The sequence below is a fragment of the Alishewanella sp. d11 genome (assembly GCF_049390205.1).
GTDB lineage: Bacteria > Pseudomonadota > Gammaproteobacteria > Enterobacterales > Alteromonadaceae > Alishewanella.
The window spans coordinates 2,951,467-2,973,796 of the sequence record NZ_CP186547.1 but is presented as its reverse complement, the minus strand read 5'-3'; the positions used below and the strand labels follow the sequence as shown (position 1 = coordinate 2,973,796).

Here is a 22,330-nt window from a genome sequence, read left to right as displayed (position 1 = left end):
CTTGCTGCTAATTAAGAAGCTGTTAGTTCCTGACCGTCTAATTCAACAACCAAAGGACCACCAATAGTCATGGATTCTACTGCCATAATGGTTGCCAAACTATTTGCCATTAAACAGTCGTAGCTTACGCATGGCTTTCCAGTTTGTAAGCCTGCAAGCCAATTTTGAATCATCTGCTTTTGGCCTTTATCTTGTGCCGACAGCTTCTTTAAAGTTTCTTTACTATCACCTTCGTACAATACGGCTTCACGGAAATCGTTAATGATAGCCGAACGACCGCCACCAAACATTTCAACGTATTCTTTGCTCATAGCTTTAGCTCCATCTGCAGTATAAGTGATGGTAGCGATACTGCCATCTGAGTAGCTTAAGGTAATAACCACATTATCGTTCAATAAGGCAGACTTATTCGCTTTTGCAGTGCCAATAGCGAACACTGTTTTTGGGTTTTGCTGCAATAGTGCCGAAGCAAGATCAATAAAGTGACAGCCTTCACCTATTAACCTACCACCACCTTCTTTAGGATCTTGTATCCAGTGATCAGCTGGAATACTGCCAGCGTTAACACGAATATTAACAACTTTAGGCGATTTTACAGTTTCAAAATGTTTAATCAGCTCTTGCGTAGAAGGCGCAAAACGACGGTTAAAACCAACCATAAGCTGCAAATGTGGCTGTTGTTGCAATGCCGCATCAATAGCTAACAACTCATCCACATTTAACGCTAATGGTTTTTCTACATAAACGTGCTTACCACCATTAATTGCAGCTATTACAGAACTGGCGTGACTATCATGCCGGGTGGTCACAACAATCACATTAGTGTCAGTAGCAAGTAACTCACTAAATTGCCCTGCGCAAAACTGAAAGCCAAACTGCTTAGCAACACCTTGCGCTGTTCTTCCACTGGCTGTTACCAAGCCTCTAAAATCAACTTTGCCGCTATCACGCATTGGCGGCAACAAACTTGCAGTAGCATAGTTACCTGCACCAAAAAAGGATAACCCAAGCTTCTCTTTATTAATTGGACTAATAGCAGTGATAATGCGCGGCGCCTGTGGCGCGGTAGCACTGGCTGTATAGTTCATCACAATACCAAGGTACGGCTCGCGCTTTTCACCTTCAATTAGCGCATAAGCATTGGCCGCTTCATCTACAGAAAAACGATGAGTAATCAGGCTTTTCACATCGATTTTTTGTTGTGCTACCAGTTCTAAAAAGGTTTGCATATTGCGCTGTTCGGTAAAACGTACATAAGCTAATGGGTAATCATTACCATTTTCTTCATAAAACGGGTCATAACGGCCAGGCCCGTAAGAGCGTGAGATAACAACCGATATTTCTTTTTTGAAGTAATCTTCGCGCGGTATGTCCATACGCACAGCGCCTACAACAACCACTCGTCCTTTAGAGCGGGTAACAGCACCGCATAATTCAATCGGTTGGTTACTAGACGTACCAGCGCAAACTAATACGCCGTCAACACCATAGCCCCCGGTTAAATCTCTGCATACTGCTTCAACATCACTACCAGGGTAAATACCGGTTGCCCCAAAACCTTCAGCGCGTTTAATTAAAGCTGGGTCAAGATCGGTAGCCAAAACATGACATCCATTAGCGCGCAGTAATTGCACTGCAATTTGGCCTAACAAACCAAGGCCAAGCACCAAAAAAGTTTCACCCAGCTTAGGCTCAGCTAAGCGAACACCTTGCAGAGCAATAGAACCAACAGTAGTAAACGCGGCCTCTTCATCAGTCACATTTGCAGGTATTTTTACAACTAAGTTTTTGGGTACAGCAACAAACTCAGCATGGTTAGCGTAATCAGCACCACCACACGCCACCCGATCGCCAGGTTTTAAGCCCTCAACCAAGCCACCCACAGCCACAACATTACCCGCACAACTATAACCTAAAGGCGAAGGCGAATTTAAACGTGAATTTACCGTTTGAAAGGTTTTAGCAAAACCTTCTGTTTTAAGTTTTTTAAGAACTTGTTTAACTAAATCTGGTCTAGCCTTCGCTTTTTGCAATAGGTTTTTTTTACCCATATCGATTTTTGTTTTCTCAGTTCCAGCTGAAATAACAGAAGCAGTATTACAAACAAGAACAAAAGAATCAGTAAGCGTAGGAACTGGAACATTATTAACCTCAACAACACCAGTTCTCAGAGTTTGAGTTACTTGTTTCATTAATATTTCCTTTAATTATTTTCGAAATGAATTAAAAATATAGATAACAACCAAACTAATGTCATAAAGTTAGGTATCGGCCCAATTGCACCACTTTCTAATATACCTGTAATTAAAACAAATATAAAAATAGAAGAAGAAAGTCGGCCTTTAAATGAAAATAGTCTGAATAATTGAAAAACGATAATGATAATAACAGGTAAAGCTCCTACAATACCTACAGATAAGAATAACTGAAGCAAAAAAGAATGACTATTGACAGTGGTCCAACCCCAACTGGTTTCAAAATTAAGTGGTATTATAACCTTTGAAGATGCATAGCCATAACCAAAAAAAGGCTCATTTCTAATTAGATCTATTACTGCTTCCCATACTAATGTACGGCCAGTAAAGGTAAAAAGTTCTTCAATACTTCCGCTCCTTGAAAAAGAAGGCAAAATGTGCAAATGAATTTCTGTTAAAAACACAACAGTAGCAAAACAAAACAAAAAATATATAAAAGTGTATAAAATTTTGAATCTTCGAAAAAAGTAGTAATAAGACAAAGCAATACACAATGCCAAAAATGACGTTCTGCTTTGACTTAATAAAAGAAACAGAAAAAGAAGCGCTAAAATAAAATACTTAAAATAAACCTTTCCTTTGAAGGTTTCACGGTAATTAACTAAAATCAAGAATAAAGAAAAAGCACAAAGCTGACCAAGAGAGTTTGCGTTATCCGTCAAACCTTTTAGTCTAACTCCCTCTATATAGCCCAAGTCATTCCAAAATTCTTGATAAACCAGTCCAGGAAATAAAAACAACGAGATTAGAGAAGCAAAAGATATAAAAACTGATGAAATCACAACGGCTTTTAATACATCACTAACCTCTAGAGTTTTAAAAAGTAAAATATTGAACATAACAAAACAAAAAAATACAATCGACGTTACAACAGAATAAAGACCAGCTGGAGAAAATGGTGATGTTATGACAATATAACAAGAAAATATAACAATAAACAGCTGACATAAAGAGTTTAAACTGAAGTTAACCTTAAACCAAAATATTAAACCCAAAACACCACAAAAAAACCAGACGATAATTTTACTTAAGATCTGAAGATCAAAACCAGATGAATCTACACCTCTATTCCTAAAGGAGATTAGTGTTGTGACAATCAGCAAAACGTATAAAAAAGATACAAAACCTTCTGAAAGCCTAACCTTCATAAGTTACCTTATTTAAAATTATCTTTAGAGAAAATAAAACGATAACAAACCAACCAGCTAACATAGCCAAAGGAATTGAAAAGTAACCAAAAAAACCGCTAGCTAAAAGTAAAATAAAGAAAGAAGTAATACTAGCTGCCAGCCTATTAAAGAATAAGCTCTCGCCTAATTTACATATGTATAAACCATTCTCTAAAAAGTGGCCAAATATCATAAAGACGTATGAAAAAAAGGATAAAAGAAGTAATCGCTCAATATCTACGTATTTACCATCAAATAAAAATTCATTTAAAAATGAATAGTTATAAAAGATAACAATAAAGTATAAAAAAGAAGCAAATAAACAGATCAGGCTCATTCTTAAAATTGATGAAAATAGAAATTTAACTCCGTATTTATGATAGCCAAGAGAGAGATCTTTCTTGTCAAAAGAATCTATTGCACTTATCAGAACCTGAACAGGTTGGAGTAAGTTCCTTGCTACAGAATAAAAAGCAGCTGAAGCAGGACCAAAAAACAACCCTGATAAAACTATCAAAAAGTTATTGTAAAATCCGTATAAAAAACCACTGGATATTTCAAATTTTCTTTCTTTAAAGCGTTTTAAAAAACTTCCAACCGAAATTGAATGAACTTTTTCTTTAAAACCAAACGGGATAACTGCTACCAACAAAGACAAAGGGTAGTAAAAAATTACATACTTTGATGAATCTAAAAATAAACAAAAAAAGGACAAAGTAAAAATAAGTAAAAAAACACTCTGAAAAATCGCTTTATAATCAAGAAGCAGCCAGCAGCGCCTCCTTTTAAATTCGTAATTCCAAGAACAAAAGACATATAAAAAAACAAAAACGACATTTATAAAAACATCAGCATCAGTATATAAAGCATATAAAATAAATATAAAAATTGCCAAAAAAGAAATAAAGACACTAAGGAAAGTAGAAAAGGAGTAATAATAGTTAAACCTCCTATTAGAACAGAGAAAACCTGAGGTCATTAAAGGAATAATTATAAGATTTCTTTGTACACCTTGAAATAAAATAGAAAGTGCAACGCAAACAGAAAACTCAGCTAACTGTTCCACATTGGTATTTCTAGCAACGTAAATGAAGAATAAAAAACTTGATATTGAAAAGCCAAACTGATCAACTATGGCAATTAAAAATTTAGATTTCATTTAAAAATCTTACTACTTTATTAGCTTTGTTAACCCATCTATGTTCAGTCATATCGACTTTATAAAAGTTATTTAAATCTAAAGCCAAACTCAATTTATTTAGGAACTCTTCATGCGTATTACAGATATACACAAAATCACTTTTAAAGTCACCGCAACCACTAAACTCTGTTGAAACAATTGGTTTACCTGCAGATAAGTATTCTTTATATTTAATTGGGCTACAGTATTTTATCCAATCGTTTTGTAGCCAAAACATAGTAAGAACATCCGCTTTATCTAAATACGAGGGGATGTCACTTTGTTCTTTTTTTCCCAAGAAATATACATTACTTGGAATTTTAAAATCTTTATCTAGAGTAACATCACCTACGATATAAAAACTTACTGAAGGATTCATTAAAGAAGCCTTTTCCAATAAAATCAAATCGAATGTATGTGAATCAACTGCTCCTACAAATAATACTTTTTTTGATAAATCAGAGCTCATTTCATTATTCTTCTTGGAAAGATTACCGTCAAAAAAAACATCTGATATACCATGACAAACATGAATACATCTAGCACACTCTCTTTCTTCAAGAGCGAGTAAATCTTTAGAAGAGTAAATAGTAAAAAGCGAGTTCTTTTTTAAGTTTTTAACATGACTATCTATATATTCAAAGTTACCATCACTCAACTCCTCATTTTTATCTGTTCTTTGATATATTACATCATTGGTGATTGCAAAAGCAGTTTTTGAAACAGTTGGGGTAACTACCCAAACAAGAGGTTTTTTAATACCAAGCTTCTTTAATTGCCATTTGACTTGGGCTTTAAGAAAAATATCTGAGATGGATTGACCAGTTTTACCCGGTAAGTAAAAAGGCGAATAAACATAAAAATTACTATTGACCTTAACAGTACCTTTAAAAATACTTTTTAGCTTTCTAAATATCTTTTTAAAAACCTGTGATGACTTGCCAATGACAGGAACTCTCATTCCGACGGAATTTATAAATAATACTTTTTTATCTTTTGCTAAGCATTCCATTACTTTCATGTCAAAATGACCATGATTATGGTACCACCAATCTTCACCAGCAAAGCAGATCACACCATCATATTTATCATATTTATTCATTTTTAAATAACACCCCTAGTATCGATTACAAATTTAGTCGCCCAAGTTGATTTATCAGCATTTTTGAATTGTTTATGGTCAACCAATATAACAATAATATTTGCTTGCTCAATCGCTTGTTGCAGGCTAACTAACTTAACATCACTATTAACTAGGCTATTAGGTAGTTCATGAATATTAGGCTCTACTGCTAATATCTCACCTACGTTATCTGCAGCGAGCTGTTTAACAATATCTAAGGCTGGGCTTTCCCGTAAATCATCAATATCGGCCTTAAAAGCTAAACCCAAACAGGCAATTACTGGCTTTTTAAAGGCATCGGCGGCTTCTTTAATTTGCTCAATAACATAATGTGGCTTGTAATCGTTAACTAAGCGAGCTTGTTTAATCAGCTTGGCTTGCTCTGGGCAGCTGTTCACAATAAACCAAGGATCTACCGCTATACAGTGGCCGCCCACACCTGGGCCTGGGTTTAGTATTTTTACCCTTGGGTGGCGGTTTGCTAATTTAATGAGCTCCCACACATTAATTTTTAGTTTGTCGCAAATTAACGAAAGTTCGTTCGCAAAGGCAATATTTACATCACGGAAGCTGTTTTCGGTTAGTTTGGCCATCTCCGCAGTACGGGCATTGGTTACAACACAGTCACCACGTACAAAGGTTTTGTAAAGTTCTACTGCCATATCACTACAGGCTGGCGACATACCGCCAATTACCCTGTCGTTACTAACTAACTCTTGTAAAACGTAGCCCGGTAATACGCGCTCTGGGCAATGGGCTACTTTTATATCGGCTTGCTCACCTTTGTGTTGCGGAAAACTTAAATCTGGGCGAGCAGCCGCTAACCAAGCGGCCATTTGCTCAGTAGCACCCACTGGCGAGGTACTTTCTAAAATAACTAAGTTACCTTTTTGGAGTACTGGCGCAATAGCTAAGCTGGCTTTTTCGATATAGCTTAAATCTGGTTCGTGGTTTTCACCTTTAAAGGGTGTTGGTACTGCCACAATAAAAGCATCGGCGGCTTCTGGCGTGGTGGTAGCGCGTAAATTGCCGGTCATTACGGTACTGCGTACAACGATATCTAAGTCGGGCTCTACTATATGGATATTACCGGCATTAATGGTGTCTACCGCTTTTTGGTTAACATCTACCCCTATTACTTTAATACCACGCGAGGCAATTACCGCAGCGGTGGGTAAACCGATATAACCTAAACCAATAACTGAAATAGTATTAAACTGCATTGTTAGTCCTTTAAACTTAATTTAGTGTGCTGTTAGCAATAATATCTGCGATACGTTTACACGCTTGGCCATCGCCATAGGGGTTATGCGCTTCGCTCATTTGCTGGTAGTAAGTTGGGTTAGTTAATAGCGCTGTTAGCTCGCTGCAAATTTTATCCACATTGGTACCCACCAGTTTTACTGTGCCAGCGGCAACAGCTTCTGGTCGCTCAGTGGTATCGCGCATAACTAATACAGGTTTGCCAAGCGATGGCGCTTCTTCTTGAATACCGCCAGAGTCGGTTAAAATTATATTGGCTTGTGTCATTAAATACACAAAAGGTAAATACTGCTGCGGCTCTATTAAACTAATATTGTCGATGCCAGCTAGTAAACGGTTAACTGGTTCTTGCACTTGCGGGTTTAAATGTACCGGGTACAAAATTTGGCAATCTGGGTGCTGTTTAGCCGTAAGTTGCAGCGCTTTACAAATGCGCTCAAAGCCATCGCCAAAGCTTTCGCGGCGATGCCCTGTAACTAAAATAAGTTTTTTATCGGCTTTTAGCATGGGGAACTGCGCTGCTAAGCTACTTGCTAAAGTTGGATCCGTTGCTAATTTATCACGAATTAAAAACAAGGCATCAATAACGGTATTACCGGTAATATGGATAGCCGCGTCGCTATAGCCTTCGGCCAATAAATTCGCGGCAGAGGTTTGAGTTGGCGCAAAATGTAAGCGGGTTAAACAGCCGGTAAGTTTGCGATTGGCTTCTTCTGGCCAAGGTGAATAAATATTACCTGTTCTAAGCCCTGCTTCTACATGGCCAACAGCGATTTGTTGGTAATAGGCCGCTAATGACGTTGCAAAGGTAGTGGCAGTATCACCATGCACTAATACCAAATCTGGCTGAAAGCTTTTTAACACTTGTTCCATACCATTAAGGATGCGCGATGTCACTTGGCTTAAGCTTTGCCCTGGCGCCATAATATTCAAATCGTACTCTGGACGAATGTCAAACAGCGCAAGCACTTGATCTAACATTTCACGATGCTGGCCGGTAACACAGGTATGAGTAATAAAGCGTGGATCCGCTTTTAACGTATGCACTAACGGCGCCATTTTTATGGCTTCTGGTCGTGTGCCGAATACAATTAGGATCTTTTGAGCCATGTTAATCACTTCCAAATAAATCGCGGGTATATATTTTTGCTTCTACATCGGCCAATTCTGGCTGACGGCGGTTAGTTACTATCACATCGCTTATTCGCTTAAACTCTTCTAAATCCCTAATAACCCGAGAGTTGTAAAAAGTGTCTTCTTCTAATACCGGCTCGTACAGTACCACCTCAACACCTTTAGCCTTAATCCGCTTCATAATGCCCTGAATGCTAGACGAGCGGAAATTATCCGACCCCGCCTTCATAATGAGCCGGTAAATGCCCACCACTTTTGGGTTGCGGTTTAAAATGGCAAAGGCAATATGGTCTTTACGGGTAGTATTGGCCTCTACAATGGCTTGAATTAGGTTATTGGGCACATCATCAAAGTTGCGTAATAGCTGCTTGGTATCTTTGGGTAAACAGTAACCGCCATAACCAAAGCTGGGGTTGTTATAGTGGTTACCAATACGTGGGTCTAGCCCTACCCCTTCAATTATTTGCCGGGTATTTAAGCCATGGGTTTCGGCGTAGGTATCTAGCTCGTTAAAAAACGATACGCGCATGGCTAAATAGGTATTAGAAAACAGCTTAATGGCTTCGGCTTCGGTGCTATCGGTAAACAGCACTGGAATATCTTGCTTTACTGCACCTTGCACCAACAAGTTAGCAAAGCGCTCAGCGCGCTCGCTTTGCTCACCCACAATAATGCGGCTGGGGTATAGGTTATCGTGTAGCGCTTTGCCTTCGCGTAAAAACTCGGGCGAAAATAGTATATTATTACAGCACAGCTTTTGCTTAATGCGCTTAGTATAGCCTACCGGCACGGTCGACTTAATTACCATCACCGCCGTTGGGTTAATTGCCATCACATCTTGAATAACCGCCTCTACTGAGCGGGTATTAAAGTAGTTGGTTTGCGGATCGTAATCGGTAGGTGTAGCAATAATTACAAAATCGGCGTTTTGGTAGGCTTCCACTTTATCGAGGGTAGCACGCAAATTTAGGCTTTTTTGTTGTAAAAAAGCTTCAATTTCTGGGTCGGCAATAGTGGCAATTTTGTTGTTTAGCTGATCTACCTTGGCAGGCACAATATCAATAGCTACTACTTCATTATGCTGTGCTAATAATACCGCATTGGCTAAGCCTACATATCCGGTTCCGGCTACCGCTATTTTCATTACGCTTACTACCCTTTTTTTAAATTGTTAGTTATTGCTTACTGCGGCTAAGCTCGCCACTTTATTACTGCCATGAGTTGCGCTAGCTGGCTCGGCCAATAAGCTTTGTAAATGGGCTTTTAATGGCGCGCCTAAGGTGGGGTGGTTTAACGCAAACTCCACATTGGCTTGAATTAACCCCAGCTTAGTGCCGCAGTCGTGGCTTTTACCACTAATATGGTGCGCTTCTATTGGCTCTACTAAACGTAGCTGATGTAAAGCATCGGTTAGCTGAATTTCATCGCCCGCGCCTGGTGGGGTAAATTCCAACATATCCCAAATGGCGGCGCTTAATACATAGCGGCCAGTAATGGCGAAGTTGCTGGGGGCATCGTCTAGATCCGGCTTTTCTACCATGTCGCTAATGGCGGCGGTTTGGCCGGCGCTTAGTGCTACACCGTTAATATCTACCACGCCATATTGGTTTACCATGCTGTGCGGAACAGGCTCTACCATAATTTGGTTAATGCCGGTGCTGTTATAGCGTTCTAACATGGCGGCTAGGTTATGTTTTTTCGGGTTGCTTAAAAACGGGTTGATAAGCACATCAGGTAGCATAACTACAAAGGGGTTATCGCCTACCACGGGGCGCGCACATAAAATGGCATGGCCTAAACCCAGTGCTACCGCTTGGCGCACCGACACTATGGTCACGTTTTTAGGAATAATGCTGCGCACTTCGTCTAATAGCTGGCGTTTTACCCGCTTTTCTAGCGTGGCTTCTAGCTCGTAGCTGGTATCAAAGTGGTTTTCAATGCTGTTTTTTGACGAATGGGTAACTAGCACAATTTCGGTAATACCCGCGGCCACGGCTTCTTGCACTACGTGCTGAATTAGGGGTTTATCGACTACCGTTAGCATTTCTTTGGGCATGGCCTTAGTAGCAGGTAACATGCGGGTGCCTAAACCGGCAACAGGAATAACAGCTTTGGTAATAACAGGTTTAGCTGTGCTAACAGACATGCGACAATCCTTTATGCAGTTGAAAAATACGTACCTACAACTGGGGTACGGGTTATTTATAGGTAATAGCGTGAACCGCTTCAGGTAAATAACCGGCATGCATGACGCATAGGAAGAGAAGTATGCCTTACAGATCCCTTGCTACATACAAAACAGCGCGTATTCTTTACCAAGTTCTATTTAATGTAAAGCATAATATGCGCCATATATTACAGTTTTACGGCAATGTGCAGTAATTGCGTGGTCTAATACCAAACTGCTATATTAGGCGCCTGTTACTGGGCTGAAGGAATGCAAAGTTTGCCAGTTTGGATAAAACGCCGCTGTTTGAATATGCCTAGTTTTGTTGCTGCAAGCCGCAAGCGCACTGCTTTGGTGCTTGGTTGCACATTTTTGGTGTGTTTACTTAGCTTAAAAGGTTTAACTAACGCTACGCTGTTTGAGCTATCGGCGCAGGTAATGGCCGATACTGAAGCGCAGTTTGGCGGCACGGCAGTTGCACGCTTAAACCGTTGGCAACGGTTAATTAACCGTAACCAAGATGCCAGCGATTGGCAAAAGTTGCACTTGGTTAACCAGTTTGCCAACCGCGAAGTGGCTTTTGCCAGTGATCAGGAACATTGGGGCGCGGTAGATTATTGGGCAACCCCACTGGAAAGCTTACAAACCAGCAAGGGCGATTGTGAAGACTACGCTATTTTAAAATACTTTACCCTGCGCGCCATGGGCGTGCCGGAAGAAAAGCTGCGGCTTATGTATGTACGCGCCCTTGAGCTAAATGAGCCGCATATGGTGCTTATTTATACCGAAAAGCCCGGCCAGTACCCGCTGGTACTGGATAATTTAATTAATGAAATTTTACCGGCCAATAAGCGCCCCGATTTAAAGCCGGTATATTCGTTTAACGCGCAAGGCTTATGGTTAGCCCGGGCGCAGGGGTTAGGCAAAAAAGTAGAAAACAGCGCTGGAGTGGCTCAGTTTGAGCAGTTACTGGCCCGCATTGAACCCCTTACCCCTCTTGCAAATTAAGGATGCTTGCATGTTTAAACATGGTGTAACACTCAGAACACAATTTTATAGCCTGATTATTGCCATGACGTTTTTTGCCTTCGCAGGCAGTGTGCTGTCGCAAATTTATACCTTTCGGGATTATTTAACCCAGCAGTTAAGCTCGCACGCGCAAGATGCCGCCCATAGTTTGGGGTTAAGCATTAGCAGTATGGGGCTAGACGATGCCATTATGATTGAAACTCTGGCTCGCACGGTGTTTGATTCGGGTTATTACAAAGAAATTCAGTATCGTAATTTAGACGGCGAGTTGCTGATTGATTTGCAACATAACCCAGTTAGCACTGTGCCTAGTTGGTTTAAACGATTGTTTGTGCTAACTGCCCCCGTTAAAGAAAGCGAAGTAAGTAATGGTTGGGTAGCCCAAGGTACGCTAACAGTGCGTTCGCATACCGGCTTGGCCGAGCAGCATTTGTATGATCAAGCTAAGCATATTCTATTAATTGCCTTGGGCATGTTTGTATTGGCGGCGCTGGCCATTCATTTTATTTTAGGGGCCATTTTAAAGCCGCTGCAGTTAATCGTAGCGCAGGCGCAGGCGGTGGGCCGAAAAGAGTTTAAGCAAAACCCCGTAAAAGCCGGCACGGTAGATTTGCAGCAGGTGCTAAAAGCCTTAAACCAAATGGTGAGCAATATTAGCCAGGTATTTACCGAGCAAAGCGGTTATGCCGAAAAGCTGATGCAAGAAGCCTATTTAGATCCGCTTACTCAGTTACCAAACCGGCGGGCGTTAAACGAGCAGCTGGCCGGTATTCAGCAAGAAGCCAAGCAGCAGCGCAGTAAATTGTATGTGGCGATGTTGTCTTTGCCCTCTTTGCATAGCCTTAACCAAAAACATGGCTATGCGGCGGGCGATTTGTATGTGCAAGAGGCGGCCAAGCAATTAAAACAGCTGCAAACGCTGATCCCCGATTTGCATTTGTTTCGGTTGTCGGGTTCGGAGTTTGCGTTGCTTACCCAAGGCGATGCTTCGTTAGCCAGTAGCATTAATAGCCAGCTTGAGCAGGCGCTGCGCTCTGGCGATAACGACTACTACCCTGAGGGTTTTGGCCGCTTTGTGCAGGTGTTGGTAACGCCCGATGAGCAGTTTAGCCATGTGTTGTCGCGCCTCGATGTGCTGCAGGCGCAAGATATTATGTTTATGCTTAACCCGAGTTCGGCGCCAGAGCCTGCTGAACTGCCAAAGGGGCTAAACCATGCGCAGTGGGCCGATTTATTAGATAACTTGCTGAGCGACAGTGCCGACTTTAAGCAAATGGAGCTGCTGTTACAGCCTATTTTAGATCAGCAATACGAGTTGCTCTATGCCGAGGCGATGATTCGGTTTAATGTGCCCGATGCGGCGTTAAATACGGCAGAAGTGATTAGTATGGCGAATTTGCTGGGGCGCGGCGCTATGCTAGAGAAGCGAATGTTGTCTTTTATGCTGTATGCGCTAAGTTTTGTGCGCCAAGGGCCGGTGGCCATTAATATTAGCCTGCCGTTTTTACAAAACGACGCCCTGTATCAGTGGTTTTTTGAGGAGCTAAAAGCCAAGCAAGCGCAACTGCCCGACTTAATGGTAGAGCTGGCCGAGAGTGTGGTGCTAAAAATGCCAGCGCGGGTAAGTGAATTTATTCAGCAGTTAAAGCAATTTAAGGTGCAGTTGGTAATTGAACGTTTTGGTGCGAATTTGTTGTCGTTGCAGCATATTAAAGATTTAGATATCGACTATGTAAAAGTAGACCGCACCTTTACCCAAGCGCTGCATGAGCAGAATAATCGTTTCTTTTTATTAACCTTAACGCAAATTTGTCATAGTGTGGGCATTAAAGTGTTAGCCAGTTGCTTAGAAAATCATACTAATGTTGATGTGTGTAAAGAGCTACATTTAGATGGTTTTCAAGGCTTTGCTATTGGCTACCCGGTAAATTTCCCGATTGATGAAAAAATTCATGATGCAAATTCGAGCAATATTACCTATACTTTAAAAGCCATTTTGGCTTTATATGGAGATACAAAGCATGTCAATTAAGGCTGTTGTTTTGTCTGCTGCCGTCGCTTTTGCAGTTGCTAGCACTGCTGTAAACGCGCAGGAAGCAACAATGATTGACCTGACTGCCTTAGAAGCCGCATTGGTTGTAGAAGGTGCAGATGTCGAAACCATCCTAGAGGAAGCACTTGTTGCTGCCGATGGTGATGAAGCGGCTATCGAAGCTATCCTTACTACTGCTGCAGAAGCGGGCGTTGATCCTGTGTCTATTCTTGCTGCTGCTGTTGCAGCCGGTATTGACCCAGGTGTTGTAGCGCAAATTATTGCTAATACAGCTACTGCAGCTGGCCCTACAGCACCAGGTGCTGCTCCTGGCGCTGGCCCTGCTGCTGGACCTGCTAGTTCACTACCACCACCACCTCCAGGTTTTGGTGGCGGCGGCGGCGGTGGCGGCGGTACCATTTCGGGTAACTAAGCGACAAGTCGTTTTTAAAAAAGGGCGTAATGCCCTTTTTTATTGCTTAGCCGATCAAGGGGTCCCGATCAAGGGGTCCGATCAAGGGGTCAGAGTTGTTGATTTCGATCAAGGGGTCAGGGATCAAGGGGTCAGAGTCGTTGGATCAAGGGGTCAGAGTCGTTGATTCTTGGGAATCAACGACTCTGACCCCTTGATCCGACCCCTTGATCCCCCGATTATTGACTCTGACCCCTTGATTATTAAAAATTAGCTCTGACCCCTTTTTATGATAGGAATTGACGTTTGGTAGGAAAATTAGCTCTGACCCCTTTTTCGGTGATGTTGTGGTTGCTGGGGTTTATTATGGTGTGGGCGCCGGTGCCGCTGGCGTCGAACCGAATTTGGGCTTGGAGTATTCTGCACTTGTTGATTGGTGCGGCGGCCTTGCTGCATTGCTATTTTGCCTTTCGTCATAACTTGCCGTGGTTTCGTGCGCCTTGGCTAAGGGGCTTTTTGGCGGTGCCGTTGTTGGTTGGCCTATATATGGGCCTGCAAAGTTTGAATTTGCTGCCGGGTGTGAGTTCGGCCACGCCTTATCATAGCCAGTTGTTGGCGGTGCGCACTTTTTACTTGTTGCTATATTTGTGGCTGCTGTGCACCTATTTGCATTCGGTTAGCGCCATGCGCTTTTTTATGGTGGCGATTGTACTGTCGGGGGTGTTGCAGGCCACTTATGGCGCGGTGATTCATTTGGCGGGGTTTGAACTCTCCCCTATTTTTGGGGTAAACGAGGCAGGCCGCGCCCGAGGCAGCTTTGTGTACCAAAACCATTTTGCCAATTATTTAGCCTTGTGCATTAGCATGGCGATTGGTTGGATTATTTGCGAGCTGAATAACGAAAAGCGCGCCTTAAGCCTGAAAGCACGGCTGCGCGAGTTGGTGAGTGTGTTGCTTAGCCCGAAAATGCTGCTGCGCTTAGCGGTGGTGATTATGATTATTGCGCTGATTTTAAGCCGCTCCCGCATGGGCAATAGCGGCTTTTTTGTGGCGCTGGGCATTACCGCACTGCTGGCGATTTTCTTTTATAAAAAGCCCCCTACTTTACTTAAGCCGCTGGTAATTAGCGTGTTTATTTTAGATTTAATTATTGTGGGTGCGATCTTTGGCGTTGAAAAGGTAAAAGAGCGCATTCAAGAAACCAGCCTTGCAGCGGAAACCCGCGACGAGGTGGTACTAGATAGTATGCCGGTGTTAAAAGAACATTGGCTAACGGGCACTGGCGCAGGCAGTTTTTATGCAGTGTTTCCGGCGCATCAGCAGTCGGCTTATAGCGGTTTTTATGATCATGCCCATAACGAGTATGTGCAGTTTGTGTTTGAGCTAGGCTTACCTATAACGCTGCTACTGGGTGCGTGGCAATTGTATGCGCTGTGGCTGTGTTTACAAACCATGCGTAAGCGCAAAACCCGCTTTTATCAGGGGGTGGCTTTTGGCGCCATGATGGCCAATATTCATATGCTGGTGCACAATACGGTCGACTTTAACCTGCAATCGCCCGCCAATACCCTGTTGTTTGTGAGTATTTTGGCGTTAAGCCACTTGGCGTGGCATAACGAATCACCGAAACGGCTTAGAACCAGACAAGCTAGCTTTAGCTAGCTTAGTCGTCTGCGCTGTCGTTTTGTTGAAACAGCGCCGCGCTATCGCGAATAAATTGCTCGGTCGTTTTCGGCGTGGTAATTAGCCAACTGGCAGGCAGCATGTCGGCTTGATAACTGGGCTCCCTATTCGGCGTAATCGAGTTGAAATAGGGGATCGCCCAATAAATACTGGCCAGCGATACCGTAAGCACCACGTGCAAAATTTTGTTCTGTATTCCCGCTAAAATAAAGCCACACCAAAAAAACGCGCCTAAAATCACCACCGGTGCCAGTAACTCTAAGCTAGTAAGCAGTAGCGTGTGGCTAAAGTTAAAACTAAGCCAAGTATGCAGTTTTTCCCACAGCAACCAGCAGCACAGTGCGGTAAACGCCAAGTTGGCTTGTTGTTTAAATTTGGTCTCATGCGAATGCAGCCGTGCTAACAGCGCCAGTAAGCTTGGCCAAATTAACACCAGTAGCAAAATAAAAGGCAGCAAAATCAGTTGTCGATGCCAACGCTCGGCGTTTTCGCCAATGGCGCCCAGCCAAGTGCTGTAAATAAAATCGACACTTAGCAGCAATACCAAGCTTATCAGTAAGGCAGTAGACGATAACCAGTTTAAACTGTGCCAGCCCTGCGTTAAGGGTAACGTGGGCGCAACGCTGCTATCGCTTAATATAATGCGAAGGCGTTGTTTCCCTAAAGTTACCACTTGGCCGTTTTTGGTAATGGGGATCACGTTTTCGCGCTTACCTTGGCTATTTAGGGTGCCATTTAGGCTTTGTAAGTCGCGCAGTTGCCATTGGCCTTGTTCGTCTCGGCTTAGCTCGGCATGAGCAGCGCAGCTATGCGGATCTTGGATAATTAAGTCGTTGTCGAAACCACGGCCAATGCGGATCTGCGCTTGGTTAAATTTATGCAGCCCCGTGCTTTGACCGCGGCTATTCAGAACCTCAATAATTATTGCCATACCACAGTCTCCATAAATTTACGGCTAAAGGCCTCAGCGCTGTCTTGGGTTACGCCGGAGAGCGCAAAACGGCTGATAAAGCCTTGTTGCTCAGTGGCCAAGGTGGCGGCGGCATAGACTACATCGTAAAGTCCTTCGTAGTTTTTGTAGCTGCGCACACAGTACACCACCCGAGTAGGATGCGGGTTGAGGGCGACGATATCGCTGCGGCAATTAAATTCGCTCACATCTTGTGGGGTAGCTGGGTTTTCCGAGCGAGTGTGGGCAATACGCTGGGCATAATGACGGTTAAACTTGATTAACGGCAGGCTGTTGCCATCGACCCATTCAAACTGCATTTCTAGCGTGCCACTAAAAAAATCGGAGCTAATAAAAATATATTCTTGCAAGGCGCAAGAGGCTCTGGCACTGCGTAGCTCGTGTTTGGGTTGGTTACTGTTGGTATTGCCCCAGCAGGTTAAGAACGGCGCTATGCTTTCTGGTATTTGCCCTCGGCCCAAGGCTTTCATCACCCAGTTGCTTTCTAGAATAGGTGCTAGCAGCTGTTGTTGGTTGGCGATAAGCTGCTGGCGAATTTGCTCAGTAAAGTCACTGACCGGCGGCACGCTATCGGGCTGCTGTGAAAGGAGTTTTTCTAGCTCGGCTAACGGCACCATAAAAGCCACTTGATTACCACGGGTGGCCACATTAACACCGACCACCTGCCCTGCAGCATTGACACTGGGCCCGCCACTCATACCAGAGTTAAGCGAGCCGGTTACATGCAAACGCGGGTAAAAGCTTTGCTTTTTTAAGCCGTTGTAGGTGCCGGGAACCACCACCATGCCTAAACCATGTGGGTTACCCAAGCTAAACACAGCTTCGCCTTGTTCGGGTAAATTGGCTGCGAGGTCAAAAAGCAGGCCGCTATGGCTTGGCGCTTGTAATAACGCCAGATCGTTTACCACGTCGACCGCCAATACCTGCAGCGGTTGTTGGTCCTCGCCCATTTTGCCAATAAGTTGGTAGCTATCGGGGGTATGAATGTAGTTAGCAATCACATGAAAGTTGGTGACTACCAGTTCAGGCGCAACATAAAAACCACTGCCAAAAGAAGATTTTTGCTGGCTTTGCCGCTCCACAACCTGAACTTCCAATAAGGCTTCTTGATATTGGCTAAAAACTTGTTGTGCTACATCAGCTCTGGCATTCATCGCCAACAGCAAAATGCTAAACACTACCCCTCGTAATAACATCAGGTGATCTCCCTATTTAACAGGGCTTTACCTTACCATTAGTCCCTAAAAAAACAAAATCTTGGGAGCAAGGGGATCAAGGGGTCAGGATCAAGGGGTCGGATCAAGGGGTCAGAGTCCTTGATTCGCGTTGTTTGAAATCAACAACTCTGACCCCTTGATCGAATCTGACCCCTTGATCGAATCATTGATGTTGCGAGAGCATTGTGTTTATAGATGAAAGTTAATAGTATGCGCATCTTGTATCGTTTTACTCTTCTTTCATGCCATGGCAACGCTATACCACAAGCTTATAGACGCGTATCTGACGAAGCTTAGCGCTGATCTAGATCGACAAACGTCAAAAAAACTGCTTAGCGCCTTGCGGCAACTTGCTGTGCTCGGTCTGGTATATGCTGCTTTTATCATTATTTATAGTGTGTTTTACTGGCAGTTTGTTGCAAAGTTACAAACTGACTTTGTCGATCACGTCTTCTGGTGGCTAAAAAATTCTGCTGTTTGGTTTATTTTTGCTCCCTGCTGCTGGTATTACTTTTCAAGGCAAGCCAATCAACGTCATCTGCTCTTCTGTTTTAGCTGGTTGGGTTTACTGCTGGTAACGATAGCCGTATTACTACAAATTAGTTTCGATTATCACTACTTAAAAGCTGATTTTATTGGCGCTTTTGTGCTGTTTTTACCCAGGCATGCCGCCATTTTCGTGATAATTTGTATTTATTGGTGGTTTTTTATAATGAACAAAACCGTTTTACCAAGCGAATTGGTTGGTGGGGCTGAGCCCGAACCTCAGCAAGTTATTGAACAAATTAATGATTATATTGAAGTTGAATATCAGGGTCGGCCAATTAGACTTAAACTAAACGATATTAGTGTTATAAAGTCAGCCGGCAATTACGTAGAAATTGAAAGTAGTGAAGGCTGTTTTTTAAAACGAACCAGCTTAAAACTATTACAAAGCGAGCTACCTGCACAATTTTGTCAATGCCACCGCAGTACCATTGTTAATTTGCTGCATATTATTGCACTGAAAAGTCAGAGCACAGGCTCTGCAATTGTAACCTTACAAAATCAGCAAACGGTTAATGTGAGTAAACGCTATAAACATCGCATAAAAGAACAGCTCGCCCTTTTTCCTTTGGCAGCTAAAGTTTCTTCGAACTAGATAGAAAATCAACAACTCTGACCCCTTGATCATGATCGCCTTGATCCCGACCCCTTGATCGCTTGCTCGCCTTGAACGGGTGCATGCTGTGCGTTGATACCAATTTTAGACCACTCGTACCAAAAGCCATGCAGGCATAGTCAAGCGCGCTCTACACTGTTGCCGTCTACAACAATATGGAGTCGTTATATGCAACAGAATCCCCAACGCTTAACTCGCATCCTGCATTGGCTAAGCGCGCTTATTTTAATTGGTTTACTCGCTTCAGGGATTTATATGGCTGATGGTCATAGCTATGCCTTTTATGACTGGCATAAAGCTTTTGGTGTCATTGCCTTATGTTTGATCTTGTTTCGTTTTTTGCATCGTGCAAAACATCCGTGGCCTTCTTCGACCATCGGCACTAAGTATGAAAAATCCGTTAAACGAGTACATAATCTGTTATTAATAGGCGGTATTCTGCTGCCCATCACGGGTTTACTATATTCAGGTTTAGGGGGATTTGGGGTGTCGCTTTTTGGCCTAACGCTGATACCCAATGGTTATAACGCTGCTGGCGAGGTAATAGCATTTCACAAATTTGGCAGTGATTTAGGCAAACTTCTACATTTCTACTTGGGCTATCTGTTTACTGCTTTAGTCATTCTGCATATCGCTGCGGCGTTAAAACATCATTTTATTAATCGCGATCAAACGCTGAATAACATGCTGAAATCTCAGATTAAGCACAATCCAAAATAGGAAATTGAACATGAAAAATATTTGGCTAGTCTTTATGCTTGGCTGTGGTTTAGCTTTTCCAAGTTTTGCAGAGAATGCCCCGAGGTTTACCCCAATCGAAATATATGCAACGGACGACTTTAGTGATCTGACTGAGTTTGGCAACGCTATTGCAACTAAAAATATTATTTATTTAGACGAACTTACTCATGGCGAGCATGAAGTTTTTGCGTTAAAAGCGCGTCTGGTTAAATATTTACATCAACATCATGGCTTTTCGGCATTGATTATTGAAAGTGGTTTATTTGATGTGCAAGAGCTGGTGAAGCAAGCCAGTCAATCTGCTGAGCCCTTGAGTGCCAGTTTAGCGCGTGGAAATATCTTTTTTGCTTATGCTGCTGATCCGGCCTTTCGTGATCTATTGGACTATATTGATAGCAAGAGAAACTCGGAACAACCGTTGCACTTTGCAGGTTTTGACGGCCGTTTAAGTGGGGCGTTTTCGGTTCAACGTTTTGTCAAACAACTCGTACAACATGTTGCAGCTATGCCTGAAGCAGAGCTGCTAATGGTTGACTGGGCAGCTTATGCTACCTTGCTACAAAATACCTTAGAGCGTCGTTTTACGTCTTTAACTCAACAAGAGGTCGAACAACATATTGCAAAAACCTACCTGATTATCGATGCTCTGCAAGCCGCTGATAAGGTGCCGGCTATGGATTCGGCCAGTTACTACACGCGGTTACTTGAAGGAGTGTTGCGATTATTTGAAGTGCAGTATCAAAAACGTCGCTTTGATGAACACGATTTGGTGATGGCAAATAATGTTCATTGGTTACTTGAACATGTTTATCCTCAGCAAAAAGTGATTATTTGGGGACATAATGTGCATGTTAATCGGCAAGGATACCTAGCGTTACGCGCAAATAATATTACTACAGCCTTAGATAAAGCCTATGGTAAACAAAGTTATATTGTTAATTTTGCTGGGTTATCAGGTGCTTATCGCGATTATGTTGACGGTAAAGTAAAAGCGTTGCCTACGCTTAATGCCGAGCATCTTGCTTATCATATGCAAAACGAGTTTCGTGCTTCACCTCAGGCGATTTTTCTTCAGCCACAAGACTTTACCGCGCCCAAATATGCAGACTTAGTGTTACACGGCCATAATTATGAACCAGCTTTTCAAATACGTGTAAAGCGCTGGCGTAATCACTTTGACAGTATATTTCTTATTAATACACTAAGCCCAAGCCAACCATAGGATTAGGCATTAAGCATTAAGCATCGGGATAGAAAGCGCGGGTCAAGGTAGCCGATCAAGGGGTCCGATCAAGGGGTCAGATCAAGGGGGCAGAGTCCTTGATTTCGATCAAGATCAAGGGGTCAGAGTCCTTGATCCGCGTTGTTTGATGACTCGGTAGCCCACCACAGGCACAATATCGCTACCGGTGCATTGCGGGCGCGCAGCCAGTTGCTCAATGCTACAACGCCCTTCTTGGTTTTCTAAACAAAACTCGAAACGGCTTTGAGTGGATACGCTTTCACTTAGTAAACCAGCTGGCAAAACATTCAACTGCCATTTGGCGATAGCCAGCTTGGCTTCTCGGGCAAAATGCTTAGACGAGGCATTCACCACTTGCACATTACTGATTTGGTAGCTGGGGCTGATGTCATAAGACAGTGTGGCGCATCCTTCTTTGCCATCGCGCGCGGCAATCATGGGGTACAGGGTGCGGCTGCGATCTAAGGCTTGCCATTGGTCGTTTGCAAGTAGACCATCAACTTGGCTAAAACTGCTAGTTGATTTCGCAGTGGTTTGACAGCCCGTTAATAGGCTGAGGCTAGCGAGTAGCAATGAAATTGCAGCAGTACGACTTTTCATAAATGTCCTTATTGTGTTGATAAACCTAATAAAAGCCGCAGACTAGTCGACTTAGCCAGTATTTACAACAAATTAGGAACAGATGGTTTACCGTTTGCTTAAAAAGCGATCAAGGGGTCCGATCAAGGGGTCAGAGTTGTTGATCCCATCAAGGGGTCAGAGTTGTTGATCCTGCGACTGCTTATACCATTGCGATTTCCTATCGCCACCATGCGCACTTAACTCGACACGCTTTCCCAATTGCTGCTCAATTTGCTGCTTAAAGCGACCGTCTCCCAATACCCAAGCCTTTTGCAGGGCGTCTCTTATTTCCTTGAGTGAACTATCGGGAATTTGATGTTCGAATAGCGCCTGGTAGGCCTGTTTTCTTGATGCCTCATCCTGCCCAAGCCCCAGATAAATTGGATGTGCGGTTAACAACTCAATTTTTCTATCCAGCGCATTATGCTGGTAACTCGACCATGGATAGGCTGCCGGATGCGCCGTCATACCCGCGCGCACTGGGTTTAGTTCAATATAGCGGCTGACCAGCAAAAAATAGCGTTCACTGTCTACCAGTGACGATTTGTAACGCCCTTCCCACAGCGTGCCACTTCGTGCGTAGTTTACGTTGACATAACGCACATAATAACGCCCCAACGACTGCATCAACTGACTTACGCCGTTTGGTGTTGAGGGCGTCAGCAGCAAATGCACGTGATTGGTCATTAATACATAGGCATGTACCGCGACCTTACATAGGGCGCTGTATTCTTTCAGTTTATCTAAATAGACCGCGTAATCCTGCTCGTTAAAAAAGCAGGCTTGGCGATTATTGCCACGCTGCACCACATGCTGCGGAATATCTGGAAGGTTTAATCGCGGACGACGTGCCATAAGCTAACCACCCGAAATAAAGTCTAATTTGTTTAAAAAATAGACCATTTATCGAGTATCAACAACTCTGACCC

General features: G+C 43.1%; 19 protein-coding genes. 7 read left to right on the top strand and 12 right to left on the bottom strand.

Going from position 1 to position 22,330, the window contains the following annotated elements; translation table 11 throughout:
• Window positions 1-11: 11 nt before the first annotated feature.
• The 8 genes from ACO1PK_RS13460 to galU are packed head-to-tail and all read right to left on the bottom strand — an operon-like array spanning window position 12 to window position 10,270.
• Complete coding sequence (locus ACO1PK_RS13460) at window positions 12-2,192, bottom strand: bi-domain-containing oxidoreductase (RefSeq protein ID WP_423186123.1); 2,181 nt, start codon at window positions 2,190-2,192, stop codon at window positions 12-14.
• An 11-nt stretch (window positions 2,193-2,203) separates the two neighbouring features.
• A complete protein-coding gene (locus ACO1PK_RS13455; RefSeq protein ID WP_423186122.1) occupies window positions 2,204-3,403 on the bottom strand; it encodes an O-antigen ligase family protein in 1,200 nt (399 codons plus the stop codon).
• Entirely contained in the window at window positions 3,393-4,583 is a 1,191-nt protein-coding gene (locus tag ACO1PK_RS13450; protein WP_423186121.1) for a lipopolysaccharide biosynthesis protein, read from the bottom strand. The genes ACO1PK_RS13455 and ACO1PK_RS13450 overlap by 11 nt, the downstream gene beginning before the upstream one ends.
• A complete protein-coding gene (locus tag ACO1PK_RS13445; protein WP_423186120.1) occupies window positions 4,573-5,706 on the bottom strand; it encodes a glycosyltransferase in 1,134 nt (377 codons plus the stop codon). Before ACO1PK_RS13445 ends, ACO1PK_RS13450 begins: the two co-directional genes overlap by 11 nt.
• Before the next feature lie 2 nt (window positions 5,707-5,708).
• Window positions 5,709-6,950, bottom strand: coding sequence for a UDP-N-acetyl-D-mannosamine dehydrogenase (gene wecC / locus ACO1PK_RS13440; RefSeq protein ID WP_423186119.1), 1,242 nt, complete (start codon window positions 6,948-6,950; stop codon window positions 5,709-5,711).
• Between the two features lie 16 nt (window positions 6,951-6,966).
• Window positions 6,967-8,100, bottom strand: a complete 1,134-nt coding sequence (wecB, locus tag ACO1PK_RS13435) for a non-hydrolyzing UDP-N-acetylglucosamine 2-epimerase (protein WP_423186118.1) — start codon at window positions 8,098-8,100, stop codon at window positions 6,967-6,969.
• A 1-nt stretch (window position 8,101) separates the two neighbouring features.
• Window positions 8,102-9,268 carry a nucleotide sugar dehydrogenase gene (locus tag ACO1PK_RS13430; protein ID WP_423186117.1) on the bottom strand — a complete coding sequence of 389 codons (1,167 nt, stop codon included), beginning with the start codon at window positions 9,266-9,268 and terminating at the stop codon, window positions 8,102-8,104.
• 27 nt (window positions 9,269-9,295) lie between these two features.
• Window positions 9,296-10,270 carry a UTP--glucose-1-phosphate uridylyltransferase GalU gene (gene galU / locus ACO1PK_RS13425; protein WP_423186116.1) on the bottom strand — a complete coding sequence of 325 codons (975 nt, stop codon included), beginning with the start codon at window positions 10,268-10,270 and terminating at the stop codon, window positions 9,296-9,298.
• A 300-nt stretch (window positions 10,271-10,570) separates the two neighbouring features.
• Here galU and ACO1PK_RS13420 point away from each other — a divergent pair, with 300 nt between their 5' ends.
• The 4 genes from ACO1PK_RS13420 to ACO1PK_RS13405 all read left to right on the top strand — a co-directional run bounded on the left by ACO1PK_RS13420 (window position 10,571) and on the right by ACO1PK_RS13405 (window position 15,426).
• Window positions 10,571-11,299 (top strand): transglutaminase-like cysteine peptidase, encoded by a 729-nt coding sequence (locus ACO1PK_RS13420; protein ID WP_423186115.1) that lies wholly within the window; start codon window positions 10,571-10,573, stop codon window positions 11,297-11,299.
• Between the two features lie 10 nt (window positions 11,300-11,309).
• A complete protein-coding gene (locus tag ACO1PK_RS13415) occupies window positions 11,310-13,352 on the top strand; it encodes a bifunctional diguanylate cyclase/phosphodiesterase (protein WP_423186114.1) in 2,043 nt (680 codons plus the stop codon).
• A gap of 70 nt (window positions 13,353-13,422) precedes the next feature.
• Window positions 13,423-13,785 carry a hypothetical protein gene (locus ACO1PK_RS13410; protein ID WP_423186113.1) on the top strand — a complete coding sequence of 121 codons (363 nt, stop codon included), beginning with the start codon at window positions 13,423-13,425 and terminating at the stop codon, window positions 13,783-13,785.
• Between the two features lie 285 nt (window positions 13,786-14,070).
• Window positions 14,071-15,426 carry an O-antigen ligase family protein gene (locus tag ACO1PK_RS13405; RefSeq protein WP_423186112.1) on the top strand — a complete coding sequence of 452 codons (1,356 nt, stop codon included), beginning with the start codon at window positions 14,071-14,073 and terminating at the stop codon, window positions 15,424-15,426.
• Between the two features lies 1 nt (window position 15,427).
• On the opposite strand, the gene ACO1PK_RS13400 is transcribed toward ACO1PK_RS13405, so the two are convergent.
• A complete protein-coding gene (locus ACO1PK_RS13400; protein WP_423186111.1) occupies window positions 15,428-16,378 on the bottom strand; it encodes an FHA domain-containing protein in 951 nt (316 codons plus the stop codon).
• On the bottom strand, window positions 16,369-17,613 hold the full coding sequence (locus tag ACO1PK_RS13395; protein ID WP_423186110.1) for a S1 family peptidase: 1,245 nt from the start codon (window positions 17,611-17,613) through the stop codon (window positions 16,369-16,371). Before ACO1PK_RS13395 ends, ACO1PK_RS13400 begins: the two co-directional genes overlap by 10 nt.
• A gap of 376 nt (window positions 17,614-17,989) precedes the next feature.
• On the opposite strand from ACO1PK_RS13395, the gene ACO1PK_RS13390 reads away from it, so the two are divergent.
• The 3 genes from ACO1PK_RS13390 to ACO1PK_RS13380 all read left to right on the top strand — a co-directional run bounded on the left by ACO1PK_RS13390 (window position 17,990) and on the right by ACO1PK_RS13380 (window position 20,759).
• The gene (locus ACO1PK_RS13390) at window positions 17,990-18,775 is read left to right on the top strand and encodes a LytR/AlgR family response regulator transcription factor (RefSeq protein WP_423186109.1); all 786 of its coding nucleotides are present in this window, start codon (window positions 17,990-17,992) and stop codon (window positions 18,773-18,775) included.
• A gap of 189 nt (window positions 18,776-18,964) precedes the next feature.
• A complete protein-coding gene (locus ACO1PK_RS13385; protein ID WP_423186108.1) occupies window positions 18,965-19,516 on the top strand; it encodes a cytochrome b in 552 nt (183 codons plus the stop codon).
• 10 nt (window positions 19,517-19,526) lie between these two features.
• Complete coding sequence (locus ACO1PK_RS13380; protein WP_423186107.1) at window positions 19,527-20,759, top strand: erythromycin esterase family protein; 1,233 nt, start codon at window positions 19,527-19,529, stop codon at window positions 20,757-20,759.
• Between the two features lie 114 nt (window positions 20,760-20,873).
• Here the strand turns inward: ACO1PK_RS13380 and ACO1PK_RS13375 are convergent, their stop codons facing one another.
• Together ACO1PK_RS13375 and ACO1PK_RS13370 are read right to left on the bottom strand one after the other, a co-directional pair.
• On the bottom strand, window positions 20,874-21,380 hold the full coding sequence (locus ACO1PK_RS13375; protein ID WP_423186106.1) for an energy transducer TonB: 507 nt from the start codon (window positions 21,378-21,380) through the stop codon (window positions 20,874-20,876).
• 156 nt (window positions 21,381-21,536) lie between these two features.
• Entirely contained in the window at window positions 21,537-22,256 is a 720-nt protein-coding gene (locus tag ACO1PK_RS13370) for a transposase (RefSeq protein ID WP_423186105.1), read from the bottom strand.
• Window positions 22,257-22,330 lie beyond the last annotated feature (74 nt).